The following is a 19,486-nucleotide window of genomic DNA, read 5'->3' as shown; positions in this document are numbered from 1 at the left end:
CTAACAAAACGATGGGATGGTAAAAACAAAATGACTCCTGTGATGCACAGAAGCCATTTCGTAAGATATCCCCGACTGTTTGGTTTGCGTTGATCCAGCTATCACTGTATTGACAGGCACTTTTGTTCCTTGGAGTTTATTTTATCCCTGACTTTTTTCTATCCCCCATTAGATATCAGTCATTTTATCCAACGCGATGACATCTTCAGATTCAAGTTTCCATTCTGCAGCGGCTACATTTTGAATCACTTGCTCTTTGTTTTTTGCACCAGTAATGACTGTGGCTACAGCTGGCTTTGCCAGAAGCCAGTTCACCGCGATGGGATCCTGGCAGTGAACCGGGAAGGACGAATCGTCGTGGCCAATTCAGAGGCGATTCGCATATTCCAACGCGCAGGGATCGATGAAAAACCCATAGGAAAGAGCATTGAAGACTACCTGCCCACTTCCCGTCTGATGCACGTGTTGGAAAGTGGGAACCCGGAGTACGATCAGGAACATTCTTTAAACGGCATGACTATGGTGGTCAACCGAATCCCGGTCAAAGTCGGTCAAGAAGTGGTCGGAGCCATCGCCACTTTCCGGGACAAAACCGAATTGAAGCATTTGGCTGAACAACTGACAGGCGTAAAACTGTACGCAGAAGCACTTCGCGTGAAAACTCACGAATTTATGAACCAGCTGCATGTCGTACTGGGTATGGTTCAGATCGGGGAATTTGAGAAATTATCGTCGTACATCCAGCAAATTACCAACCATTATCAAATGGAGATCGGATCCGTAGCCCGGCTGGTCAAAGATCCCGTCCTCGCGGGATTTTTGTTGAGCAAACTCAGCTACGCCAGGGAACGCGGTGTCAATCTGCACATTCAGGGAGGGCCTGTGTGGCCGTCACTGAGACCGGAACTGACGGAAGAGTTGATTACGATTTTCGGGAATTTGATTGATAACGCGATCGATGCAGTGGAAGAAAGTCAAAAGAAAGAGATTGCTGTTTCTCTCTCATTTGACAGCGGCGTACTTTCCCTGACCGTAAGAGACAGCGGACAAGGCATCCCGAAAGAGCTGCATGAGAAAGTTTTTGAGAAAGGCTTTTCGACCAAAGGGAGAGATCGTGGATACGGATTGTATTTGGTGCGACAAAGCATTGACAGGTTGGGAGGGCGTTTGTCCATGACATCCGACCCCGAAGGTACAATCGTGACGGTTCACTTGCCGTATGAAGACAAGGAGTGAATGGCATGTCAGGTGTTAATCGTGGAAGACGATCCGATGGTGGCAGAAATCAACCGTCGTTATCTGACATCCATACCGGGATTCCATTGCATCGGAATTGCATCCAATGTCACGGAAGCCTGGGAGTTTCTGCGAAACGAATCCGTGGATCTGGTATTATTGGATATTTTCATGCCGGGAAAAAATGGGTTGCAGTTGTTGACAGAGATCCGCAAGGAAGGAAAAAGTGTTGATGTAATCGTCATTTCCGCAGCCAATGACATTCAAAACATCAAACGGGCTCTCCGGCTCGGAGCGGTCGATTACTTGATCAAGCCCTTTACGTTCGAACGGTTGAAAACCGCATTACAAACCTATCAAAAAGAACAGGAACTGATTCAAGAACAGAACGAGTGGAGCCAAGAGGAGCTGGACAAACTGTTGCTTTATCCAGATCAAACACACTCAGCCCCCGCCAAGCTCCCGAAAGGTTTGACACAGGAGACACTGCAACGCGTGGTGGAGTCGATTGATACCTTGAAAAAAGGATTTACGACGGAAGAACTGGCCCAAGTCATCGGCATTTCTCGCGTGTCCGCCCGGAAATACCTGAGGTTCTTGACGGAAATCGGCTTCTTGTCGGTTGAACCGGTTTATGGAACGGGCGGTCGTCCAGTCTATCGGTACGATGTGAATAAAGACCATACCGCTCGGATCGCTCCATACTTGAAAACGTGATATCGCACCCGTTAAGAAATCGGGTGCTTTTTTACTTATTTTAGTTACAAAATAATTTTCTTACTTTCGCATGATTCACGAAATATCCATTTTCACGTAACATGATAGACACAATACAAGAAACATTGGTATATTCAATGATGAAAGCGATTACCATTTTCAGACCTGTATGATAGTAAGATATTTTCCAGTAATAGGATGCCCGATACAGCAAAGGAGGTTAACCTGGATGAAAAGATTGGTCACCAATCTGACCTTTCAAGTGCTGACCGCCATTACGCTCGGAATCATTTTGGGTACTTTGGCTCCTGATACGGCCAAAGCCATGAAACCAATTGGAGACGTTTTCATCAACATGGTAAAGATGGTGATCGCCCCGATCGTCTTCCTGACCATCGTTGTCGGGATTGCCAAAATGGGCGATATGAAAAAGGTGGGGAGAGTCGGCGGAAAAGCGCTCCTCTACTTTGAGATCGTAACCACCATCGCTTTGGTCATCGGCCTCATTGTTGCCAATGTGGTGAAACCGGGCATGGGAGTTCATCTGGACCCGAGTCAAGGTCAGGATCAAGTTTCTCAATATGTCAGTGAAGGGAAGAAAATGAATCTGGTTGACTTCCTGGTTCATATCGTTCCCTCCAACATCGTGGATGCCTTTGCCAAAGGCGACACCTTGCAGGTAGTCTTCTTCTCCGTACTGTTCGGGTTTGCTTTGGCTACGCTCGGCAATTTCGGGAAACCGCTGATCGATCTGTTGGACCAGATCTCCAAAGTGTTTTTCAAAATCGTCAACATCATCATGCGAGTAGCTCCGCTTGGCGCCTTTGGAGCGATGTCCTACACGATCGGAAAATACGGCCTGTCCTCCCTCATTCCGCTTGGAAAACTGATGCTGGCCGTCTACATCACCATGTTCCTGTTCGTGTTCGTTGTCTTGAATCTGATTTGCCGGATGTACGGGTTCAGTCTGTGGAACTACCTCAAATTTATCAAAGAAGAATTGCTCATCGTGCTGGGGACCTCCTCGTCCGAATCCGTTTTGCCCCGCATGATGAAGCGGATGGAAGAATACGGTTGTTCCAAATCGGTGGTCGGCTTGGTTCTGCCGACAGGATATGCCTTCAACTTGGACGGTACATCGATCTATCTGACCATGGCCGTCGTGTTCCTGGCCCAGGTGAGCGGCGTAGATCTGAGCTTGACGCAGGAGCTGACGATTCTCGCCATCCTGATGCTGACTTCAAAAGGAGCGGCGACAGTAACGGGCGGCGGGTTTATCGTGCTGGCCTCCACGCTGAGTGCCACACATGCGATTCCCTTGGAGGGATTGGCCCTGTTGCTCGGTGTAGACCGCTTCATGTCTGAAGCGCGGGCAATCGTCAACATGATCGGAAACGGCATCGCCACGATCGTCGTGGCCAAAAGTGAAAACGAATTCCATCCTAATCATCCGCAAGTCGGCAAGCATGATGGCTCCTCTCCTTCCGATGCGGTAGGAGTGGACGCATCGTGAACTTGAAAAATTTTAAAATAATATAAACACGAATGAACCGGCTCCCTGTACGTGCAGGAGCCGGTTTTTTGTAACAATATATTTCACCATTTTGACCGTTGTATATAGCTATCGTCTATTTTTTTCGACTAGAGTATATTTTAGTGACTTGCCCCACAATTGTCGCACGCTTTGTTCAACTTTTTCATTTATTTAAAACAAATCTAACGAAAAAGGAATGGACACCTGTTACCAGTGTCCTAGTTCCTTTTTTCACTCTTATGGTTTTACCCAGCGGGAGAGACTGGTTCGCCGCTGGAACCCCATACCATAACGTTTTCAAGGAACGGAACCCATAACCAGTGGGATGAGCACCGCTCATACGTTCGATTATACTATAGACAAGTTGCTCTTGCTATCCCCACAAGGGGGATTCCGAGCAACGCCGCCTTTCATCCACGATTAAAATACCCCAAGGGCACTTCCGATGGGCGCCGTGGGCTTTTAGGCAGCAGTTTCTGTAAAATCCACAAAATGGCGTCCAATCCTATTTACCAATGTATCAAAAGGCCATTGTGTCAGAAATAAAACCTATGGTGGTTCTCAGGAACCAACTGCCCCTTTTTTCAGTGGTTCCTCCGTTTTTCACGCCATGTTCTCCATCGTTCCCTCAAGCGCGGAACCCAATGCATCATTACTCCACCCAAGCCGGTCAGAAAGATACCCGTAAGTACCAACCACCCCACCGCCGGAACCCAAGCCAGGTGGGCCAACAAAACAGCCCCCAGAATCAGTGTTTTCCAGCGTGCATCAGTCAACCAGTTCAAGCGATCCGAAACGAGGGTTCCGACATGGACCGCCAAGGTGGTGAATCCGATGCCGGTCGCAATCATCAGGACCACCATGAGAGCCAAGACGACCGGAATCCCCACGATGGATATGCCAAGCAAAAACGACACTGCCGCGGTAATCAACACCGTCAAAAAACCCATCCAAAGCGATTTCCATGGAGCCGTCGTCACTTGTTCCTGTGTCTGGTCCATTTCCCGCCGCAAAAACGTATCAGCGAGTACCACCAGGGAGATAATTCCGATCAATGTGGGAATCCACGCGGCCACGGAGCCCATTCCTCCCCTTCTTCCGTGATTCCAATCCCCGGCCGCGTGTCCATGGAAATACGAATTCTTCATGCCTTCACCCGGCATGCCGTGCTTTCCCGTCCAACCGTGCCAACCGAAGGAACCGTCCCCATGCGGGGCTACTGTTCCAAACACATGATGAGCCAACGAGCCCCGCTCCAAGAAACTGAACCCCAACAATAAACCGGCCGCCAAAACAAGGATCAACAACCCTGAAATCCATCGATTCACAATATTCCCTCCTTATTTGCGTGATAGGTTGCCTTGACCGTCCTTCACCAGAAAGGGACTGTAACCATCAAACAAATGATCGCAAATCCCAACTCACCGATCGGTGTCAAAGAAGCCCTCCATTGAATCCATGGTCCCAAAGCATCCAGAGACTTTTTCGCACCCATGCTTTCCCAAACGGGGAGGGAGACCTCCCACAAACCGGCCACTGGTTGCAGAAACTATGGAATGGTCGCATCCCCCAAGGGATCAAGCATCCCGGATAGTTCCAAAAAAACCGAATCAGAAGATCCCCACCAAAAGCAGGGTCAACACCGAAACCATACCGCTTCCCAAAATTCCCGGCAGAAGATCCCTCCGGACCAAATCCCTTTCGGGGAGGTTTTCCCGTATCAGGTCCGTACGCCGTAGAATTTCCTCTGTCAAACCCGGAGGCAATAATTCCATTGACAATGCCGAGAATAGGATGTTGTCAAGAAACCGAATTTCTTCTTATTCTTTCCTGCAATCCTCGCACACGTCGAGGTGTTCCGCCATCTGTTCACGGATTTCGACCTTTAATCGGAGACGATCGCAAAGTTTATTTCCCCCCATCGATCCCCTTCCTCTACAGTAAAACTGACATCCCTAACCGCGACTTGCTTGCCGTACCTTTACGAAGATGGGAAACCTCGATGGCCGCTTGGGAAGTACTGAGTACTCTTGAAATGGGGAATCACACCTCATATCAATTGCTCATTCCGACATCATTTGAAGGACACCTTCTTGGCCGAAAGGCGAGCAGAAGGGTTATGATGGGCAATCCCCACAAAAAGAAAGCATACGGGAAGTAAACGAGTGTTGGTATACCCATAGCCGTAGAACAGAGGATGCCATGTAAATTCCAAGGGATCAGCGGCGAAACGACGACACCCGAGTCTGCTAAACTTCTCACCAAATAACGAAGAGGAACTCCCAGCTTCTCAAATGTGGAACGAAGAGTTCGTCCCGGCACAATCACGGATAATGACTGATTGCATGCCAGTAATGACATAGAGATACTTAGTAAGACAGTCACGCCGATCAATCCGCTTTTCGAGCGGATGCGCTGCAGTAACGAATCAAGGATCGTATGTAACATACCACTTTCCTCCATGACCCCGTTTAAAGCCCCCGCCGCGACAATCAGTAAAACCTCGTTGAACATCGGCCAGATACCTCCGCCGTGGAGCAATACTTGTCCATTCACTTGAAAATCATAACCGAGCCACAGAGAACGTAAAACCGAGAGCCATGAATCTCCTTGCAGCGTGACGGCGAAGAGGGTCCCCAATACGATGCCGATCCCGAGGTTCAGCAGAATAGAAACACGAAACATGGCCAGTATGAGCACTAGAATAGGAGGGATCAACACGTACCAGGGCATTTGAAAATGTAGGATTAATTCTTTCAGTAAGGGATGGCTCATGGGATGAAGACTCCCGGAAGCTTTGCCATACCCAAGGTAAAAGAAGAGAAGGATACATAGGACGATCATCGGTATTCCCGTCTGCCACATTGGTTTGTAATTATCTTCCGCTTTGGTTTCTGTCATATGGGCAACCAAGTGAAATGTTCCTGAAACGGGTGATGTGCGATCTCCAACCATCGCACCGGAGATGAGTGCACCTCCGATGAGTGCGGGGGATAGATTAAAAACTTGTGCTATCCCTGCAATAGCAATTCCCATGGTGGATAGGGTCGCTACAGAAGAGCCTAGTGCCATCGACGAGACCGTTGCGAGTAAAAAAGCGGTCACAACAAGAAACTTGGGGTGAATCAATTGTATCCCATAGCAAATCATGGCCGGGACCGTCCCAGAAGCAAGCCATACTGAGATGATTCCAGCAATCAGCAAGAGAATGGCGACAACGAAAAAAGTGCTCTTCATCCCTTGAGATGTCGCGCGAACCACTGACCTAAATGTCCCTCCATGGAAGAGGGATATCACTACGGCTGTCAGCCATCCCGCCATAAGTCCAGAATACAAAGGGATTTTTATAAATTTTAATGCAGCGATCAATCCCACGATGGAAACAAGAAAAGGTACGGTGGACAGAGAAAAAGGAACGGTTCGGTTTTTTTTATCCGTTTTCTCCTCATGTAGACTCACTGGAATCGATCTCCTCTATAGGCTTCATCACCTTTTAGATAACCCCCTAGGGAAATAACATCAATACGATTATCATGAACATGGAGACAGTCGTAAGGATAGCGAGAAAGCGAACTTTTCGCATCCATGGTTCAAGTTCATATTGACCGGGGGACTTAAGAAAATGACGGATGTGATAGCCAAACAACCCACCGAAAGCACCGATCGCCACATAAGTGAATGCCACAAGCATCGTCCACCGGGTGGAATATTCTCCTTGCGTATATAAGAAACCGCCCGTAAACAATTGAACGACGAGAATCCATTGAGTGATAAAGTTCATCCGGTACAATACTCGGAGAACGGATCTTTTTTGAATAAACATTTTTTGCAATAAAAAGGGCAATAAGAGGTAGAATCCCATTCCAATCGCCCCTAGGACGTGAAAAAATAAAATGATCTTTACCAAAATCGTTTCCCCTTCTCAAAATAGATTTATCCGTCTTTAAATTTATCATCGGCTTCGTTTTCTCTATTCAGCATGTGGTAAATCGGTTAGCACTGCATTTATTATAATAAATAAAATCAACTCAGAGAAAGGAATATTTTTATGGAAAATGGAATGCATTGCAGCAGGTCCCTTTATTCCGAGACTTGAACCCGCAGGCCCGTGTCCAAGGAATCTCCATTTATCGTTTTTTCCGGAAAAAGAACCGCGATCCCTACTAGCGGTTTCATAGGTAACCCCCTACTCTTAAGTAAATTGAGTACCCTATTCGTTCCTTCTGTTTTTTGTTCCTGTTTCCCAATAGCGATAATAAATCGCGTATCGAAAGTTAGGGCGATGGAAAAACATTGTTGGAGGCCAACTTCTCCATGTCATTTCCACTCGGGCATTTTCGACTGAACCGGCAAAATTGGAGGGTGAAAGACCCGCCCCATCATGGATCAGCCTATGTGCATCGAATCAAAAATGCTCCCTGTACGCCACCACGGTCAAACCGATCACCACCAACAAGTACTGGATGGAGCCGACCAAGAGCGGATTCCTGAATACCTTATGCTCTTCATGCTCCATCTTTATCCCGGTGGACGCTTGAACATCCAGATTCACCGCGGACGAACCGAAACCACCCTGGCTGCTGAATAAATACACCACGACTGCACCGATCACGGCGATGAAAAATGCGATTTCTTCAAAAGGCATGGACAGCGCCCTGGCCACCGCCCAGGTCAGCCCAGCCTCCACCAAGACCGTCACAAGCGCCCACAGCGTGTACTTCACAGTGCGGTTCATCAAATGATCTTCCTCTCCAAAGAATCAAATAAATGGTTATACCAAATATTATAACTATTTAACATCATTAGCACGGATATCCGAACAAACCCCATGATGAGTTTTGTTTCCGATCTGGAACCGAGAGAGGCCTTCGCAAAACCCGTCTAGGGCTTGCAACCTAGCGGATTCTCCTTCATTGTCTCATAACTCGTTGAAACGGTCGCTATTGAGACTTTGATTTTGATACTGAGTTTTGAGACCGAAATAAAGCCTGTTTGTCGGCAACACAGGGGGTTTCGTCGGTAAAGTATGAAAAACGATCGTTTTTGATACTACTAAGGTCTACTGTGGTCAGGCATACTGTCAAACAAACAGTGAAATATGGCAATAAAAAACGCCACTTCTTGTGGCGTCGCGGCGAATCCTTGCTATCCCACTGATCGATGGCAAAAAACTTGCCAGTAAAGGGATTAAAATGTGGCTTCTTTTTTGTCTTAAAATGGGATTTTTGGTCGAATGGAAGGAAATGGAGTGGGTGGCTGACGAAAGATTGTGTAAAAAATTGACGGGAGGTTTCCTTAATTGGAAAAGGGACAAGAAGTAACCATGTCTTTACACGAAGCTGCCCGCCGTCTGAACCTTAATTATCGGACTGTCCGCTTGTTGCTATCTAAATATCTTGATATTGCTCCTAAAATAAATAGTGTGGGGCGTTTTGAGCTTACAGAACGAGACTTTAACCGGCTTCGACTACATTACATGAAACTTGTACTACAGGGAACATGGAGCTCAAAACCCTCTTGTGACGTCTACCACGGCTAAAGCCTGACATCTGCAATTCCGCGTATATACGCCCAAATTCGAATCGGTTTTAACATACCACCCATGATAAAGACTTCAATTTCAAATCGACCCCGTTTAATCAGAAATCATCCGCATGCAGCAGGAATGAACAGATGTTTTGAAAACCTTTATCGAAAGGGTAGCCGCATATTCCAACATCCTCTATCCTAGATAAACAAATACAACTAATACCAGTGAAAAGGACTGAACGTGCATGCGTATAGGATTCGTCATGCCGTCCGTATTTAAAGAAAGACTGATCATGGGCAATGTGATTGTTTCTTATTTACCGTCTTGGAAACGAATCCCCACGTCGTTTGGGGACGGGGTCTGATTTATTCAAATTAAAATGTTAGGTTCCAGTCAAACATTGTGAGAAAAATTTGATTAGACACGTAAATCAATGGAGCATGGCTTCCTACAGCCCTATGATCTGCTTCACCCGTTCCATGTCCACATACTCGCGAATCCAACGGGACAGTCGGGCATACATTGCGTCCCTGTCCGCGCGCCGACCAAGATGCTCCTTGGAACGGGGCGGCAAACCCTTTTTCCTGCGTAAACGATTGATCCAGGCGTGGGTAAATGGCACGTTATCGAACAACCCGTGCAGATAGGTGCCCCATACGCTTCCGTCAGCCGACACCGCGCCATCCATGCGCCCGTCCGACCATTGTAACACCGGGCTCGCATCCGTTCCCCGCTCGGTTCTGCCCATGTGGATTTCATATCCGGAGACGCTTACCCCACCGGCCCATTCGATCAGGATTTCTCCGGATGCCCGAACCGTCCGTTTGTCCGAAATAAAGTGCGTCCGGATGTCCAACATGCCCAACCCCGGGTGGATGCCGGGATGGGATTCCACTCCATCGGGATCGTGCAGGGAGTGCCCCAACATTTGATACCCTCCACAGATGCCGACAATTTCCACTTCTTGGTTTCGCAGGAGTTGGATGGACTCGGCCAACCCCGATGCACGCAACCACGCCAAATCCTCAACGGTGTTTTTGGTGCCGGGAAGAATCACCGCGTCGGGTTCGCCCAGTTCTTTGGCCGATCGGACATAACGGAGACGGACGTCGGGGGCGTCAGCCAACGGAAGAAAGTCAGTGAAATTGGAAATCCGGGGCAGGCCAATCACGGTGATGTCCACAAACTCTCGGGATGCGGGCATTTTCAACCGGAGCGACTCCAGTGAAAGCGAATCTTCCGGGTCAATTCCGGTTTCCAGATAGGGTACCACACCCAGTACGGGGATGCCGGTCCGCCGTTCCAACCATTCAATTCCGGGATCAAGCAGTTCCCGTTTGCCGCGAAATTTGTTGATGATAAAGCCTTTTACCCTTGCCCGCTCATCCGGGTCCAGAAGCTCCAATGTGCCCACCAACGAAGCGAACACGCCACCCCGTTCGATGTCCCCGACGAGAATAACGGGGGCATCGGCCAGTTCAGCCACCCGCATGTTGGCGATGTCCCGATCTTTCAGGTTGATCTCCGCCGGACTTCCCGCTCCCTCGATCACCAGCACCTCGTATGCTTCGGACAGAATCGACAGGGACCGGCGTACTGCGGGCAACGCTTTTTCCAATACGCTTCCGCGATAGGCGTCCGCCTCCATGTCGGCATAATGGCGCCCGTGCACGATCACTTCGGAGACCATATCCCCTTTTGGTTTGAGGAGAATGGGATTCATATGGACGGTCGGTTCGATCCCCGCTGCTTCTGCCTGGACACCTTGGGCACGCCCGATTTCGCCTCCATCGGCAGTGATGGCGGAGTTGAGCGCCATATTTTGCGATTTGAACGGCGCCACCCGATATCCTTCCTCAAAAAAATAGCGGCAAAAGGCAGTGCACAACACGCTCTTGCCCACATCGGAACCCGTACCCTGCAACATGATCGCCTTGGCCATCCTGATCTCCTTTCCCTCTAAAACTCAATCCCTTTGACGGCGGGAATACCTTCATCGTAGTAATGCTTGACGGCGTGAATCTCCGACACGAGGTCGGCCCGACAGATTACTTCCGGGTGCGCATGCCGACCGGTCAAGACCAGATGAACGTGGGACGGACGATGCTCGATCACCTCCAACACCTCGTGTAGCGGCAATACATCCTCAATGGGAAACTTCTGAATGGCCAGTGCGTTGTTGATCTCATCGAGAATCACCAAGTCGTACTTGCCGCTCATGACAGTTTGTTTGGCGGTCTGCCAGGCGGTTTCCAAGGCGGCCCGGTGCTCTTCCGGCGTACGGGTCCAGGTAAAGCCTACGCCCAGTTGACGGATTGGCACCCCCAACCGCTCCAAGGCGATTTGCTCACCATAGGTTCGTTGCGGGGATTTGATAAACTGCAACACCGTCGTTTTCATGCCCCGGCCCACTGCCCGCAGCACCAGTCCCAGCGCGGCCGTGGTTTTGCCTTTTCCTTCACCGGTATAGACCAGCGTCAAACCTTTTCGCGTCTTCGGTACCAATGTTCCCGTCCCCGGGTCCATATCCAGACGTTGTTCGTTCACCTGTGTCATACACCGCCCCTCCGCTTGCCGTATTCCCTGCAGATCGACAACCATCGCCGGACCATCTCCGGACGGGAAGCGAAATGGAGATGGACATACCCGGCCAACACGTTTCCCCTGACGTAACCCTCCAATCGGGTGCCAAACCGACCTTCGCAAGCGTATGCGCGGGGGTAGTCTTCCGTTTCTGGCGTCAGGGCAGAATAATGGAATTCGTGTCCTCTCGCCTTCTCCCCTTTTTTCAACAAGACGGAATCGGACAATGCTGTCACTTCCCGGTATCCCAACGCCGTCAACCGATCCCGCATCGTTACCTTGGCAGGGATTACCCCGATCATGGGATGTTCACGTCCCTGACGGTCGATGATCGATTCGCAAAGATACATGTAACCGCCGCATTCGGCAAACGTGGGCAAACCCGCGGCGATTTTACGGCGGATGGAGTCTTTCACGTCCTCGGCCTGTGCCAGCTCCGTCACAAACTCCTCGGGAAACCCGCCGCCGATCATCAATCCATCCGCCTCCTCCGGGACGGTCTCTCCCGCCAATGGGCTGAAAAACAGCAGATCGGCACCGGCGAGTGTCAACAGCTCCAGATTTTCCGGGTAGTAAAAATGGAAGGCGGCGTCGCGGGCGACTGCGATCACCGGGCGCTCACCCTCGACCACGGCGACAGGAACGAAAAGGCGCTCCTCCGGCCACGCCATCGCTGGAGCCTCATCGGCGAGAGAGAGCAAGGTATCCAGATCCACTCCTTGCTCAATCACATCGGCCAACCGTTCAAACAAGGGTTGCAGCTCCCCACGTTCGACGGCGGGAATCAAGCCAAGGTGACGCTCCGGAATGTCCAGTTCGGCATGGCGGGGAATCCATCCGAGGACGGGAATGCCGCATTCCTGCTCGATGGCCGCTTTGGCCAACCGGTAGTGTCCTTCACTGCCGGCTTTATTGACGATGACACCACGGATGGCCACCTCGGGATTGAGTTGTTGGAACCCCATCACGATCGCCGCGACGCTTCGTGCCATGCTGTGGATGTCGACGACCAGAACAACCGGACTTTGCAGAAGGATGGCGATGTCGGCCGTACTGCCGGTGTCGCTCAGCGGATCTTTCCCGTCATAAAGGCCCATCACACCCTCCACGACCGACAGGTCCGCTCCTTCACTCCCGCGTAAAAAAATTTCCCGAACGCGGTTGCGGGGCATCATCCACACATCCAGGTTGCGTGATAGTCTGCCTGTCAACGCAGTATGATAAGTGGGATCAATGTAGTCCGGTCCTGCTTTGAACCCCTGGACTGTCATGTTTCTTCTGCGAAGCGCCGCCATCAACCCCAGTGTAATCGTGGTTTTACCCACACCGCTACCTGTCCCGGCGATGACGATTCTCGGTCGATGTTCTTTCACCGGACGCCCGCCTCCATTCGCTCATGGGGTACCACAGCAACGGAAATCGTGACATTGCCGCTCTTTTTCTTCTCCATCAGCCACGTTTCCGCTCCGGCCGACAGCAGTGCCGCCGGCTCGCTAACACCGTACGCTCCCGTGTACCGGTACACGACTTCCGACGGTTGAGGGAGTGGAACCGTGTTCAGTTCCTCCGGCGTGTACACGATGAACGGCCAGCCGTATTTCTCCGACAGCGCCTTCAGCCCCGGTTCGTCCCTTTTCAGATCGATCGAAGCGAGATTGCGGACGCTGTTGACCGAAAGTCGCAATTCAGCGAGCGTCTCCAACACCACTTGCTCGATTTCCTCCATCGACGTACCCCGGTTGCACCCAATCCCCAGCACGATCACTTTGGGACGGTACAGCACACCGTTGGTCAAAAGGACCCGCTCTTCCTCCTCTGTCAACAACCGGTGGGTCACCACCAGTGCGGCGTCAAATCCATTCTCGATCGCTTCCGCGGCCGTACGGAACACCCGGATGTGGGCAGGCAACAGTTTGTCATACGTCCACCAATTCCGCTCTCCCGATTCCTGCACGATGGCGATCCGTTCCTCATTCACCACAGCGGCACTGACGGGCGTCACCTTGTCAAAGTTTTCGATCTCCCAACCGAAATCGCGACCGAACAAATCCACCGCGATCGTTTGCTGAACGTCAGAAGCGGTGGTGATAACGGGTCGCGCCCCAAGCAGAGAAGCGACGCGCCGGGTCAACGCATTGGCCCCACCGAGGTGGCCGGACAGTACACTGATGGCATGTTCCGCCCGGTCGTCCACAACAACAACCGCCGGGTCCGTCTTTTTGTCCTTGAGTAAAGGGGCGATCATCCGCACAACCGCCCCGAGGGAAATGAAGATGATCAGTCCATCATAGCGTTGAAACAGATCGGGCAAAATCAGCCGGACCGAACCGGTGAACAGGTGGATCCCCTCGTCTGCCTCATCCCCTGTGGCGAATTTCTCCATATAGTAAAGATCCGCTCCCGGTATCTTGTCTCTCAGTGTGCGGGCCAGCGCCGTTCCATGCTTGGTGATGGCGACGATCGCCACGCGCTCCGATGTCTGGGCAGGATCACGGCTCACGGCTGCTTCACTCCTTTCCTGTAACTGTGCGTAAAGGTTTTGTCGTACAGTTTGGACCGGAATGTTCCCTTCTCCTCCAAATCTGTGTCCAGTGCCCATCCGGCCAAAATCATTGCGTGATTGCGTATGCCCGCTTCCCGCATGTCCTGATCCAATCGGCCCAGCGTGGTGCGCACCACCTTCTGATCGGGCCACGTCGCCCGCTGAACCACGGCCACAGGTGTCTCTTCTGACCAACCGGCAGTGATCAGCTCGTGGGTCACCTTTTTGGCCAATGTCGCACTCAAAAACAAGGCGATGGTGGTATGGTGCCGGGCCAGCTCCGCCAGCCGCTCCTTCTCGGGTACAGGGGTACGCCCTTCCGCCCGGGTGAAGATGACGGTTTGGGTAAGTTCGGGGATGGTCAGCTCCACTCCCAACACGGCGGCTGAGGCAAACACCGAGCTCACCCCCGGTACCACTTCAAACGGAACCCCTTTTTTGCGCAGCAAGGCCATCTGCTCAAACGTCGCTCCAAATACGGCCGGGTCTCCGGTGTGCAGGCGTACCACGCTCTCGCCACGTCGGACGTGGGTAACCATGGTTTGGATGATTTCCTCCAGCGTCATTCCCGCACTGGGAACAATCCGTGCATCCGCTTTGGCGCGGGTAACCAAGTCTTGGCTCACCAACGAATCGGTGTAGACGACGACGTCCGTCTCTTGCAAAATCCGCAGCCCTTTCACTGTAATCAGATCGGGATCGCCCGGGCCGGCGCCGACGATGTATACTTTCGGTTCCAAGCTCATTTTCTCACCACCATCAGTGATAAATATCCCAGACGTGCACCGGCCAATTCCTCCACACGGCGCCAGATCATTTCCTGTTCCGAGGTGGCCTTGCTCACCACCATCGCTTTGTCGGTCAACCCCAATTCTCGCAACAAGTCGATCATCTGGTCGAGCACCTTGGCCACTTTGAGAAACACCACCGCATCATGCTCCAACAGGGCTTTTTCCATGGCCGCCCGGTCTTCAGTCGCCGGCACGATCGCGATCTGCTCGTCTCCGTCCGCCAATGGGATGTCGAGGCGGGAAGCGGCGGCGTTGACAGAGGAGACGCCGGGGACGGAGACGATGTTCACCTCCGGGTGTGCCTCCCGCATGCACCGGCTCATGTGAATAAACGTGCTGTACAGCATCGGATCGCCTTCGGTGACAAACGCCACGTCTTTCCCCTGAGAGAGTCGCTCCCACACTGTCGCCACCGTTTTTTCCCACTCCCGACGCAATATCTCCCGATCCCGCGTCATCGGAAACACCAAACCCAGCATCTCTTTTTCCGCCGGATTGACGTAGGTTTCCGCGATAGTCAACGCGTAGCTCTTTTCCCCCATCCGCTTTTTGGGATAGGCGATCACGGGAGATTCACGCATAATGCGGAACGCCTTGACTGTGATCAGTTCCGGATCACCCGGTCCGACGCCCAATCCGTACAAAGTCCCGATTTTACTCATCCGAATCTCTCCTCCAATCGCCAAGGCGCGTCTGCTCATTCGCCTTTGCCCGGATAAAACATTTTCCTGCTCGCTTCCTTACGGAATGACCAGACACACTCCAGGGTTTGTCGAACCCCGCAGACTCCGTTCATCGCCATCCGACAATGATGAAAACAGGGTTGAAACCCTCCAGTCGAGTCAGATTCAATATCGGCTTGCTGCGGGCGGTTTGCACCATGGTGACGCGTGTGTTGAATCCGGATTCATGCAAGCCTTCCCGTGTCTGATGCAGCGTTTCTAGTGTCGCCGCATTTACCACGATCCGACCGCCCGGTTTCAACCTGTCACAACAAACCTGCAGCAATTCCCGCAGTTCACCGCCGCTGCCGCCGATGAATACTGCATCCGGATTGGGTATTTGATCCAGTCCGTCCGGCGCCTTGGCGTGAATGACGGAAAAGTCGGCACGAAATTTCATTTTGTTGGCTTCGATATTGGATAAATCCGCTTCATTTTTCTCAATCGCAAACACCTGTCCATAAGGAGCCATCCGTGCAGCCTCCACCGAAACCGAACCGGAACCGGCACCGATGTCCCACACCACGCTGTCGGGGGCCAACCGCATTTCGGACAGACTGAGTACGCGCACCTCTTTTTTGGTGATCAGCCCTTTGTCCGGTTTGCGCTGAGCAAACTCATGGTCATCGATGCCCAACCCCCATCGCGGCGGATCGGCGTCCGACTTCCGCTTGAGAATGACAATATTGAGAGGAGAGAATGATGCTTCGGCCATCTCCTCCAGCTCCCACCAACCGCACCGCTCCCTTTCGCCGCCCAGATTTTCGGCGACGAACGCCCGGTATTCGGTCATGCCGAACCGAATGAGATAACGGGCGATGGCGGAAGGGGCGTTGGCGGCATCGGTCAGTAAAGCCACTTTCTCCTTGCCGTCGATCCGCTGTGCCAATCCCTCCAACTTGCGGCCGTGTACGCTTTCGACCACTGCGTCCTGCCAGCTCTCTTTCATGCGGGCAAACGCCAGTTGCAACGAGCTCAAATGCGGGTGAACCTCCACATGCTCCTGTCCCAGTTTCCGAGCGATCAGCCCGGCAATCCCGTAAAACAACGGATCGCCGGACGCCAGCACGACGACCCGTCCGTGATGTCTCGCCCGGTCGATCCGTTCCAACACTTTATGGAGCCCGTTTTTGATCGGAATTCGATCGGCGGAACTCTCAGGAAAAAAAGCCAAATGCCGTTCTCCTCCGACCAGGGTGTCCGCCTCCTCGATCCACTGGCGGTAGGTTGGGAACAACCCATTGGCTCCGTCATCCCCCACACCGATGATTTTCACGGGATGCATCATGACCATACCGACCTCCCCAACAATGCGCCTTTCATCGTAACCAGCACCGTTTCCACAGTGATACCGCCGCCGGCGTGCTCCCATCCCCGGCGACAAACCAATTGGCTCAACCGTTCAAAAAAGGCCGGATACCCCGCCTGTTCCATCAATTGCCCGGCATGCGTCGCCGTATTGGCCTGTCGGACCGCCTCCACCGTCTCGGGCGGCGCGCCCACCTCCCGGGCCACATCAGCCAAGAAGCCGAAATCGACGGGAGCGCTTTTGGAATGAACCATCATCACACCTTGGGCCACTTTGGAGAATTTGCCCATCATCCCCACCAGTGTGGCTCTTTCCGCCCCCGCCCGTTTGGCTTGCTGCAAAGCAAATCCGACAAAATCGCCCATCTGGATGAACGCCTCCTCCGGGAGATCGGGAAACAGTTTCATGGCGTGTTTCTCACTGCTTCCCCCCGTCGTCAACACAAGGTGACGACACCCGCCCGCCAGTGCTACTCGGATCGCTTGGGCCACGCTGGCTCGATAGGCCGCCGTCGAAAACGGAACCACAATGCCACGCGTTCCCAAGATGGAGATGCCGCCGACGATCCCGAGACGTTCGTTCAGCGTTTTTTTGGCGATCTCCTCACCGCCCGGGACGGAGATCACCACTTGGACCCCCCGCGCAATTCCATAGCGGGTCAACACTTCATCCACCGTTTGGCGCAACATTTTTCGCGGCACGGGATTGATCGCCGCCTCTCCCACCGGGACGGGCAAACCCGGTTTGGTGACGCGGCCCACTCCAGGACCGCCGTCGATGTACACACCGGGCTGCTCCCTCCACGAGACGGTAGCAACGATTTCGGCACCGTGAGTAGCGTCGGGATCATCTCCTGCATCCTTGATCACACTGCACCGGGCTTCCTTTGCCGTAACCGTGCCGTTTTCCACGATAAAAACGGCCGTTTGTCCGACCGGCAATGTGATGGTCACTTGATCCGGAACCCGTCCGGTGATGAGCGCCGTCAGTGCGGCTTTTGCCGCGGCGGTCGCACACGATCCGGTCGTATATCCGTACCGCATCTCCCGTTGATCGGTCGCTTCCGACGCCTGTTTCATGACCGCTCCCTCACTTCTGCCGTTCCGCCATCAACGACAATGCGTTGACAATCGCGACGGCTGTCGGACTTCCTCCTTTTCTGCCCCGGTTGGTGATGAACGGTACGTCCAGTTTGGTCAGCTCTTCTTTGGATTCGGCGGCTGACACGAAACCGACGGGAACGCCGACGATCAGGCCGGGCTTCGCCTCTCCCGTCCGAACCAGCCGGATCAGCTCCAAGAGGGCTGTCGGGGCATTGCCGATCGCGAAAATGCCGCCTTCCGCTTCACGCACGGCTTTTCTCATCGACACGATCGCCCGCGTCGTTCCCAATCGTTTCGCTTCCGCCGCCACATCCGGGTCAGAGATGTACACCCGTACGTCACCGCCGAACCGCTGGATCCTTGGTTTACTGATCCCCACCTGCACCATCTGAACGTCTGCCACCACCGGCTTGCCTGCACGAATTGCCTCGATCCCGGCTCGGATGGCATCGGGGTGAAACATCAGGCTCCGTCCCAACTCGAAATCTGCCGAAGCGTGAATCACCCGCTGGACGACGGGAAATTGTTCGTCCGTAAACGGGTGTTTGCCCAACTCCTCGGTGATCATGCGAAAACTGAGTTGTTCGATCTCCTCAGGACGTGTGGTGACCGGCTGAAACTCCCGTGGTGTCACGGTTGTCCTCTCCCTTCCATTGCTGTATGTGTCGGATGATCTTGTCCGGTTCGGCATAAACGGTACCGTAATCCAGACGAGGGCGGGAGATGAGAATCACATGCAATCCCATCTCCAACGCCGTCGTCACCTTTTCGTCCACCGCCCCCACTTTTCCGCTCTCCTTGGTCACAACCACATCAACACCGAAATGGCGGTACAACGCCCTGTTCAACTCGGGTCCGAACGGCCCTTGCATGGCCACGATCTGTTTTTGCTCGATCCCGAGTGCGGCACATTTCTCCATGTTTTCCTTGCGTGGCAACATCCGCGCCACCAGATGTACACCGGGTTCATGCAGCAGCCGTTTGGCAAACACGTCCAGTGTCTTACTTCCGGTCGTCAACATGACGACCCCTTTCAACCGAGCGGCCTCTTCCGCCGCCGCCTCATACGAATCGACAACTGTCAGGCGTGGATGATCGTCATATACCCACGACGGCCGTTCGTAGCGAACATAGGGCACACCCGCGGTTTGGGCCGCCTCCATCGCGTTGCGGGAGGCTTCTTCGGCAAAGGGATGACTGGCATCCACGACGCCGTATGCATGTTTTTCCCGGATCAGTGCGGCCATCTCCTCTGCTGTCAGTCTTCCTACCCGCACCTGTAAATCAGCATCCCGCAAACTTTTGGCGGCATTTTCGGTAACCACCGTCGCCAGCAGTGGATGTCCCGCTTGCCGGATGCGAACAGCCAACGCCCGCGCATCACTGGTACCGGCCAAAAACAGGATCATCCTCTCCCCT

The 19,486-nt window shown here is 52.7% G+C and carries 17 protein-coding genes and 1 pseudogene; 4 read left to right on the top strand and 14 right to left on the bottom strand.

From position 1 onward, the window contains the following. Positions 1 to 168: 168 nt before the first annotated feature. Complete coding sequence (locus tag KI215_RS01735; protein WP_212773901.1) at positions 169 to 315, bottom strand: aldo/keto reductase; 147 nt, start codon at positions 313 to 315, stop codon at positions 169 to 171. On the opposite strand from KI215_RS01735, the gene KI215_RS01730 reads away from it, so the two are divergent. The 3 genes from KI215_RS01730 to KI215_RS01720 all read left to right on the top strand — a co-directional run bounded on the left by KI215_RS01730 (position 250) and on the right by KI215_RS01720 (position 3,466). Then, entirely contained in the window at positions 250 to 1,236 is a 987-nt protein-coding gene (locus KI215_RS01730; RefSeq protein ID WP_275956728.1) for an ATP-binding protein, read from the top strand. The two genes, KI215_RS01735 and KI215_RS01730, sit on opposite strands and share 66 nt — an antisense overlap. After that, on the top strand, positions 1,237 to 1,953 hold the full coding sequence (locus tag KI215_RS01725; protein WP_212773899.1) for a response regulator: 717 nt from the start codon (positions 1,237 to 1,239) through the stop codon (positions 1,951 to 1,953). It abuts the gene before it with no gap. 229 nt (positions 1,954 to 2,182) lie between these two features. After that, positions 2,183 to 3,466, top strand: coding sequence for a dicarboxylate/amino acid:cation symporter (locus KI215_RS01720; RefSeq protein ID WP_212773898.1), 1,284 nt, complete (start codon positions 2,183 to 2,185; stop codon positions 3,464 to 3,466). A 605-nt stretch (positions 3,467 to 4,071) separates the two neighbouring features. Here the strand turns inward: KI215_RS01720 and KI215_RS01715 are convergent. The 3 genes from KI215_RS01715 to KI215_RS01705 form a co-directional block, all read right to left on the bottom strand. After that, positions 4,072 to 4,815, bottom strand: a complete 744-nt coding sequence (locus KI215_RS01715; RefSeq protein ID WP_212773897.1) for a DUF8173 domain-containing protein — start codon at positions 4,813 to 4,815, stop codon at positions 4,072 to 4,074. 727 nt (positions 4,816 to 5,542) lie between these two features. After that, the gene (locus tag KI215_RS01710; RefSeq protein WP_212773896.1) at positions 5,543 to 6,946 is read right to left on the bottom strand and encodes a Na+/H+ antiporter NhaC family protein; all 1,404 of its coding nucleotides are present in this window, start codon (positions 6,944 to 6,946) and stop codon (positions 5,543 to 5,545) included. A 946-nt stretch (positions 6,947 to 7,892) separates the two neighbouring features. Then, on the bottom strand, positions 7,893 to 8,222 hold the full coding sequence (locus tag KI215_RS01705; protein ID WP_212773895.1) for a hypothetical protein: 330 nt from the start codon (positions 8,220 to 8,222) through the stop codon (positions 7,893 to 7,895). Between the two features lie 588 nt (positions 8,223 to 8,810). On the opposite strand from KI215_RS01705, the gene KI215_RS16225 reads away from it, so the two are divergent. Beyond that, on the top strand, positions 8,811 to 9,026 hold the full coding sequence (locus KI215_RS16225) for a MerR family transcriptional regulator (protein WP_420830176.1): 216 nt from the start codon (positions 8,811 to 8,813) through the stop codon (positions 9,024 to 9,026). A 439-nt stretch (positions 9,027 to 9,465) separates the two neighbouring features. On the opposite strand, the gene KI215_RS01695 is transcribed toward KI215_RS16225, so the two are convergent. The 10 genes and pseudogenes from KI215_RS01695 to cobK all read right to left on the bottom strand — a co-directional run bounded on the left by KI215_RS01695 (position 9,466) and on the right by cobK (position 19,476). Further along, positions 9,466 to 10,959 (bottom strand): cobyric acid synthase, encoded by a 1,494-nt coding sequence (locus KI215_RS01695; RefSeq protein ID WP_212773893.1) that lies wholly within the window; start codon positions 10,957 to 10,959, stop codon positions 9,466 to 9,468. A gap of 17 nt (positions 10,960 to 10,976) precedes the next feature. Continuing rightward, positions 10,977 to 11,543, bottom strand: a complete 567-nt coding sequence (cobO, locus tag KI215_RS01690) for a cob(I)yrinic acid a,c-diamide adenosyltransferase (RefSeq protein WP_212775008.1) — start codon at positions 11,541 to 11,543, stop codon at positions 10,977 to 10,979. Between the two features lie 26 nt (positions 11,544 to 11,569). Then, positions 11,570 to 12,973 carry a cobyrinic acid a,c-diamide synthase CobB gene (locus KI215_RS01685; RefSeq protein WP_212773892.1) on the bottom strand — a complete coding sequence of 468 codons (1,404 nt, stop codon included), beginning with the start codon at positions 12,971 to 12,973 and terminating at the stop codon, positions 11,570 to 11,572. Beyond that, on the bottom strand, positions 12,970 to 14,100 hold the full coding sequence (locus KI215_RS01680) for a cobalt-precorrin 5A hydrolase (RefSeq protein WP_246512159.1): 1,131 nt from the start codon (positions 14,098 to 14,100) through the stop codon (positions 12,970 to 12,972). The genes KI215_RS01685 and KI215_RS01680 overlap by 4 nt, the downstream gene beginning before the upstream one ends. Continuing rightward, the gene (gene cobM, locus KI215_RS01675; protein ID WP_212773890.1) at positions 14,097 to 14,888 is read right to left on the bottom strand and encodes a precorrin-4 C(11)-methyltransferase; all 792 of its coding nucleotides are present in this window, start codon (positions 14,886 to 14,888) and stop codon (positions 14,097 to 14,099) included. The genes KI215_RS01680 and cobM overlap by 4 nt, the downstream gene beginning before the upstream one ends. Further along, complete coding sequence (gene cobI, locus KI215_RS01670; protein WP_212773889.1) at positions 14,885 to 15,595, bottom strand: precorrin-2 C(20)-methyltransferase; 711 nt, start codon at positions 15,593 to 15,595, stop codon at positions 14,885 to 14,887. The genes cobM and cobI overlap by 4 nt, the downstream gene beginning before the upstream one ends. A gap of 130 nt (positions 15,596 to 15,725) precedes the next feature. Beyond that, positions 15,726 to 16,940 (bottom strand): precorrin-6y C5,15-methyltransferase (decarboxylating) subunit CbiE, encoded by a 1,215-nt coding sequence (gene cbiE / locus KI215_RS01665; protein ID WP_420830163.1) that lies wholly within the window; start codon positions 16,938 to 16,940, stop codon positions 15,726 to 15,728. Next, positions 16,906 to 18,043, bottom strand: a pseudogene (locus tag KI215_RS01660) (cobalt-precorrin-5B (C(1))-methyltransferase). The gene cbiE and the pseudogene KI215_RS01660 overlap by 35 nt, the downstream one beginning before the upstream one ends. 10 nt (positions 18,044 to 18,053) lie before the next feature. Next, complete coding sequence (locus KI215_RS01655) at positions 18,054 to 18,701, bottom strand: precorrin-8X methylmutase (protein WP_275956727.1); 648 nt, start codon at positions 18,699 to 18,701, stop codon at positions 18,054 to 18,056. After that, positions 18,661 to 19,476 carry a precorrin-6A reductase gene (gene cobK / locus KI215_RS01650; RefSeq protein WP_212773885.1) on the bottom strand — a complete coding sequence of 272 codons (816 nt, stop codon included), beginning with the start codon at positions 19,474 to 19,476 and terminating at the stop codon, positions 18,661 to 18,663. Before cobK ends, KI215_RS01655 begins: the two co-directional genes overlap by 41 nt. Positions 19,477 to 19,486 lie beyond the last annotated feature (10 nt).

Source organism: Polycladomyces abyssicola (assembly GCF_018326425.1).
GTDB classification, from domain to species: Bacteria; Bacillota; Bacilli; order Thermoactinomycetales; family JIR-001; genus Polycladomyces; species Polycladomyces abyssicola.
This window is presented reverse-complemented; position numbering and strand designations above follow the sequence as displayed.

Bases quoted from the DNA above. Each gene is read 5' to 3' on its own strand.
- KI215_RS01725 (WP_212773899.1), top strand. From the start codon at position 1,237: ATGGCATGTCAGGTGTTAATCGTGGAAGACGATCCGATGGTGGCAGAA.
- KI215_RS01720 (WP_212773898.1), top strand. From the start codon at position 2,183: ATGAAAAGATTGGTCACCAATCTGACCTTTCAAGTGCTGACCGCCATT.
- KI215_RS01705 (WP_212773895.1), bottom strand. From the start codon at position 8,222: ATGAACCGCACTGTGAAGTACACGCTGTGGGCGCTTGTGACGGTCTTG.
- KI215_RS16225 (WP_420830176.1), top strand. From the start codon at position 8,811: ATGTCTTTACACGAAGCTGCCCGCCGTCTGAACCTTAATTATCGGACT.
- KI215_RS01695 (WP_212773893.1), bottom strand. From the start codon at position 10,959: ATGGCCAAGGCGATCATGTTGCAGGGTACGGGTTCCGATGTGGGCAAG.
- cobO (WP_212775008.1), bottom strand. From the start codon at position 11,543: ATGGACCCGGGGACGGGAACATTGGTACCGAAGACGCGAAAAGGTTTG.
- cobM (WP_212773890.1), bottom strand. From the start codon at position 14,888: ATGAGCTTGGAACCGAAAGTATACATCGTCGGCGCCGGCCCGGGCGAT.
- cobI (WP_212773889.1), bottom strand. From the start codon at position 15,595: ATGAGTAAAATCGGGACTTTGTACGGATTGGGCGTCGGACCGGGTGAT.
- cbiE (WP_420830163.1), bottom strand. From the start codon at position 16,940: ATGCATCCCGTGAAAATCATCGGTGTGGGGGATGACGGAGCCAATGGG.
- cobK (WP_212773885.1), bottom strand. From the start codon at position 19,476: ATGATCCTGTTTTTGGCCGGTACCAGTGATGCGCGGGCGTTGGCTGTT.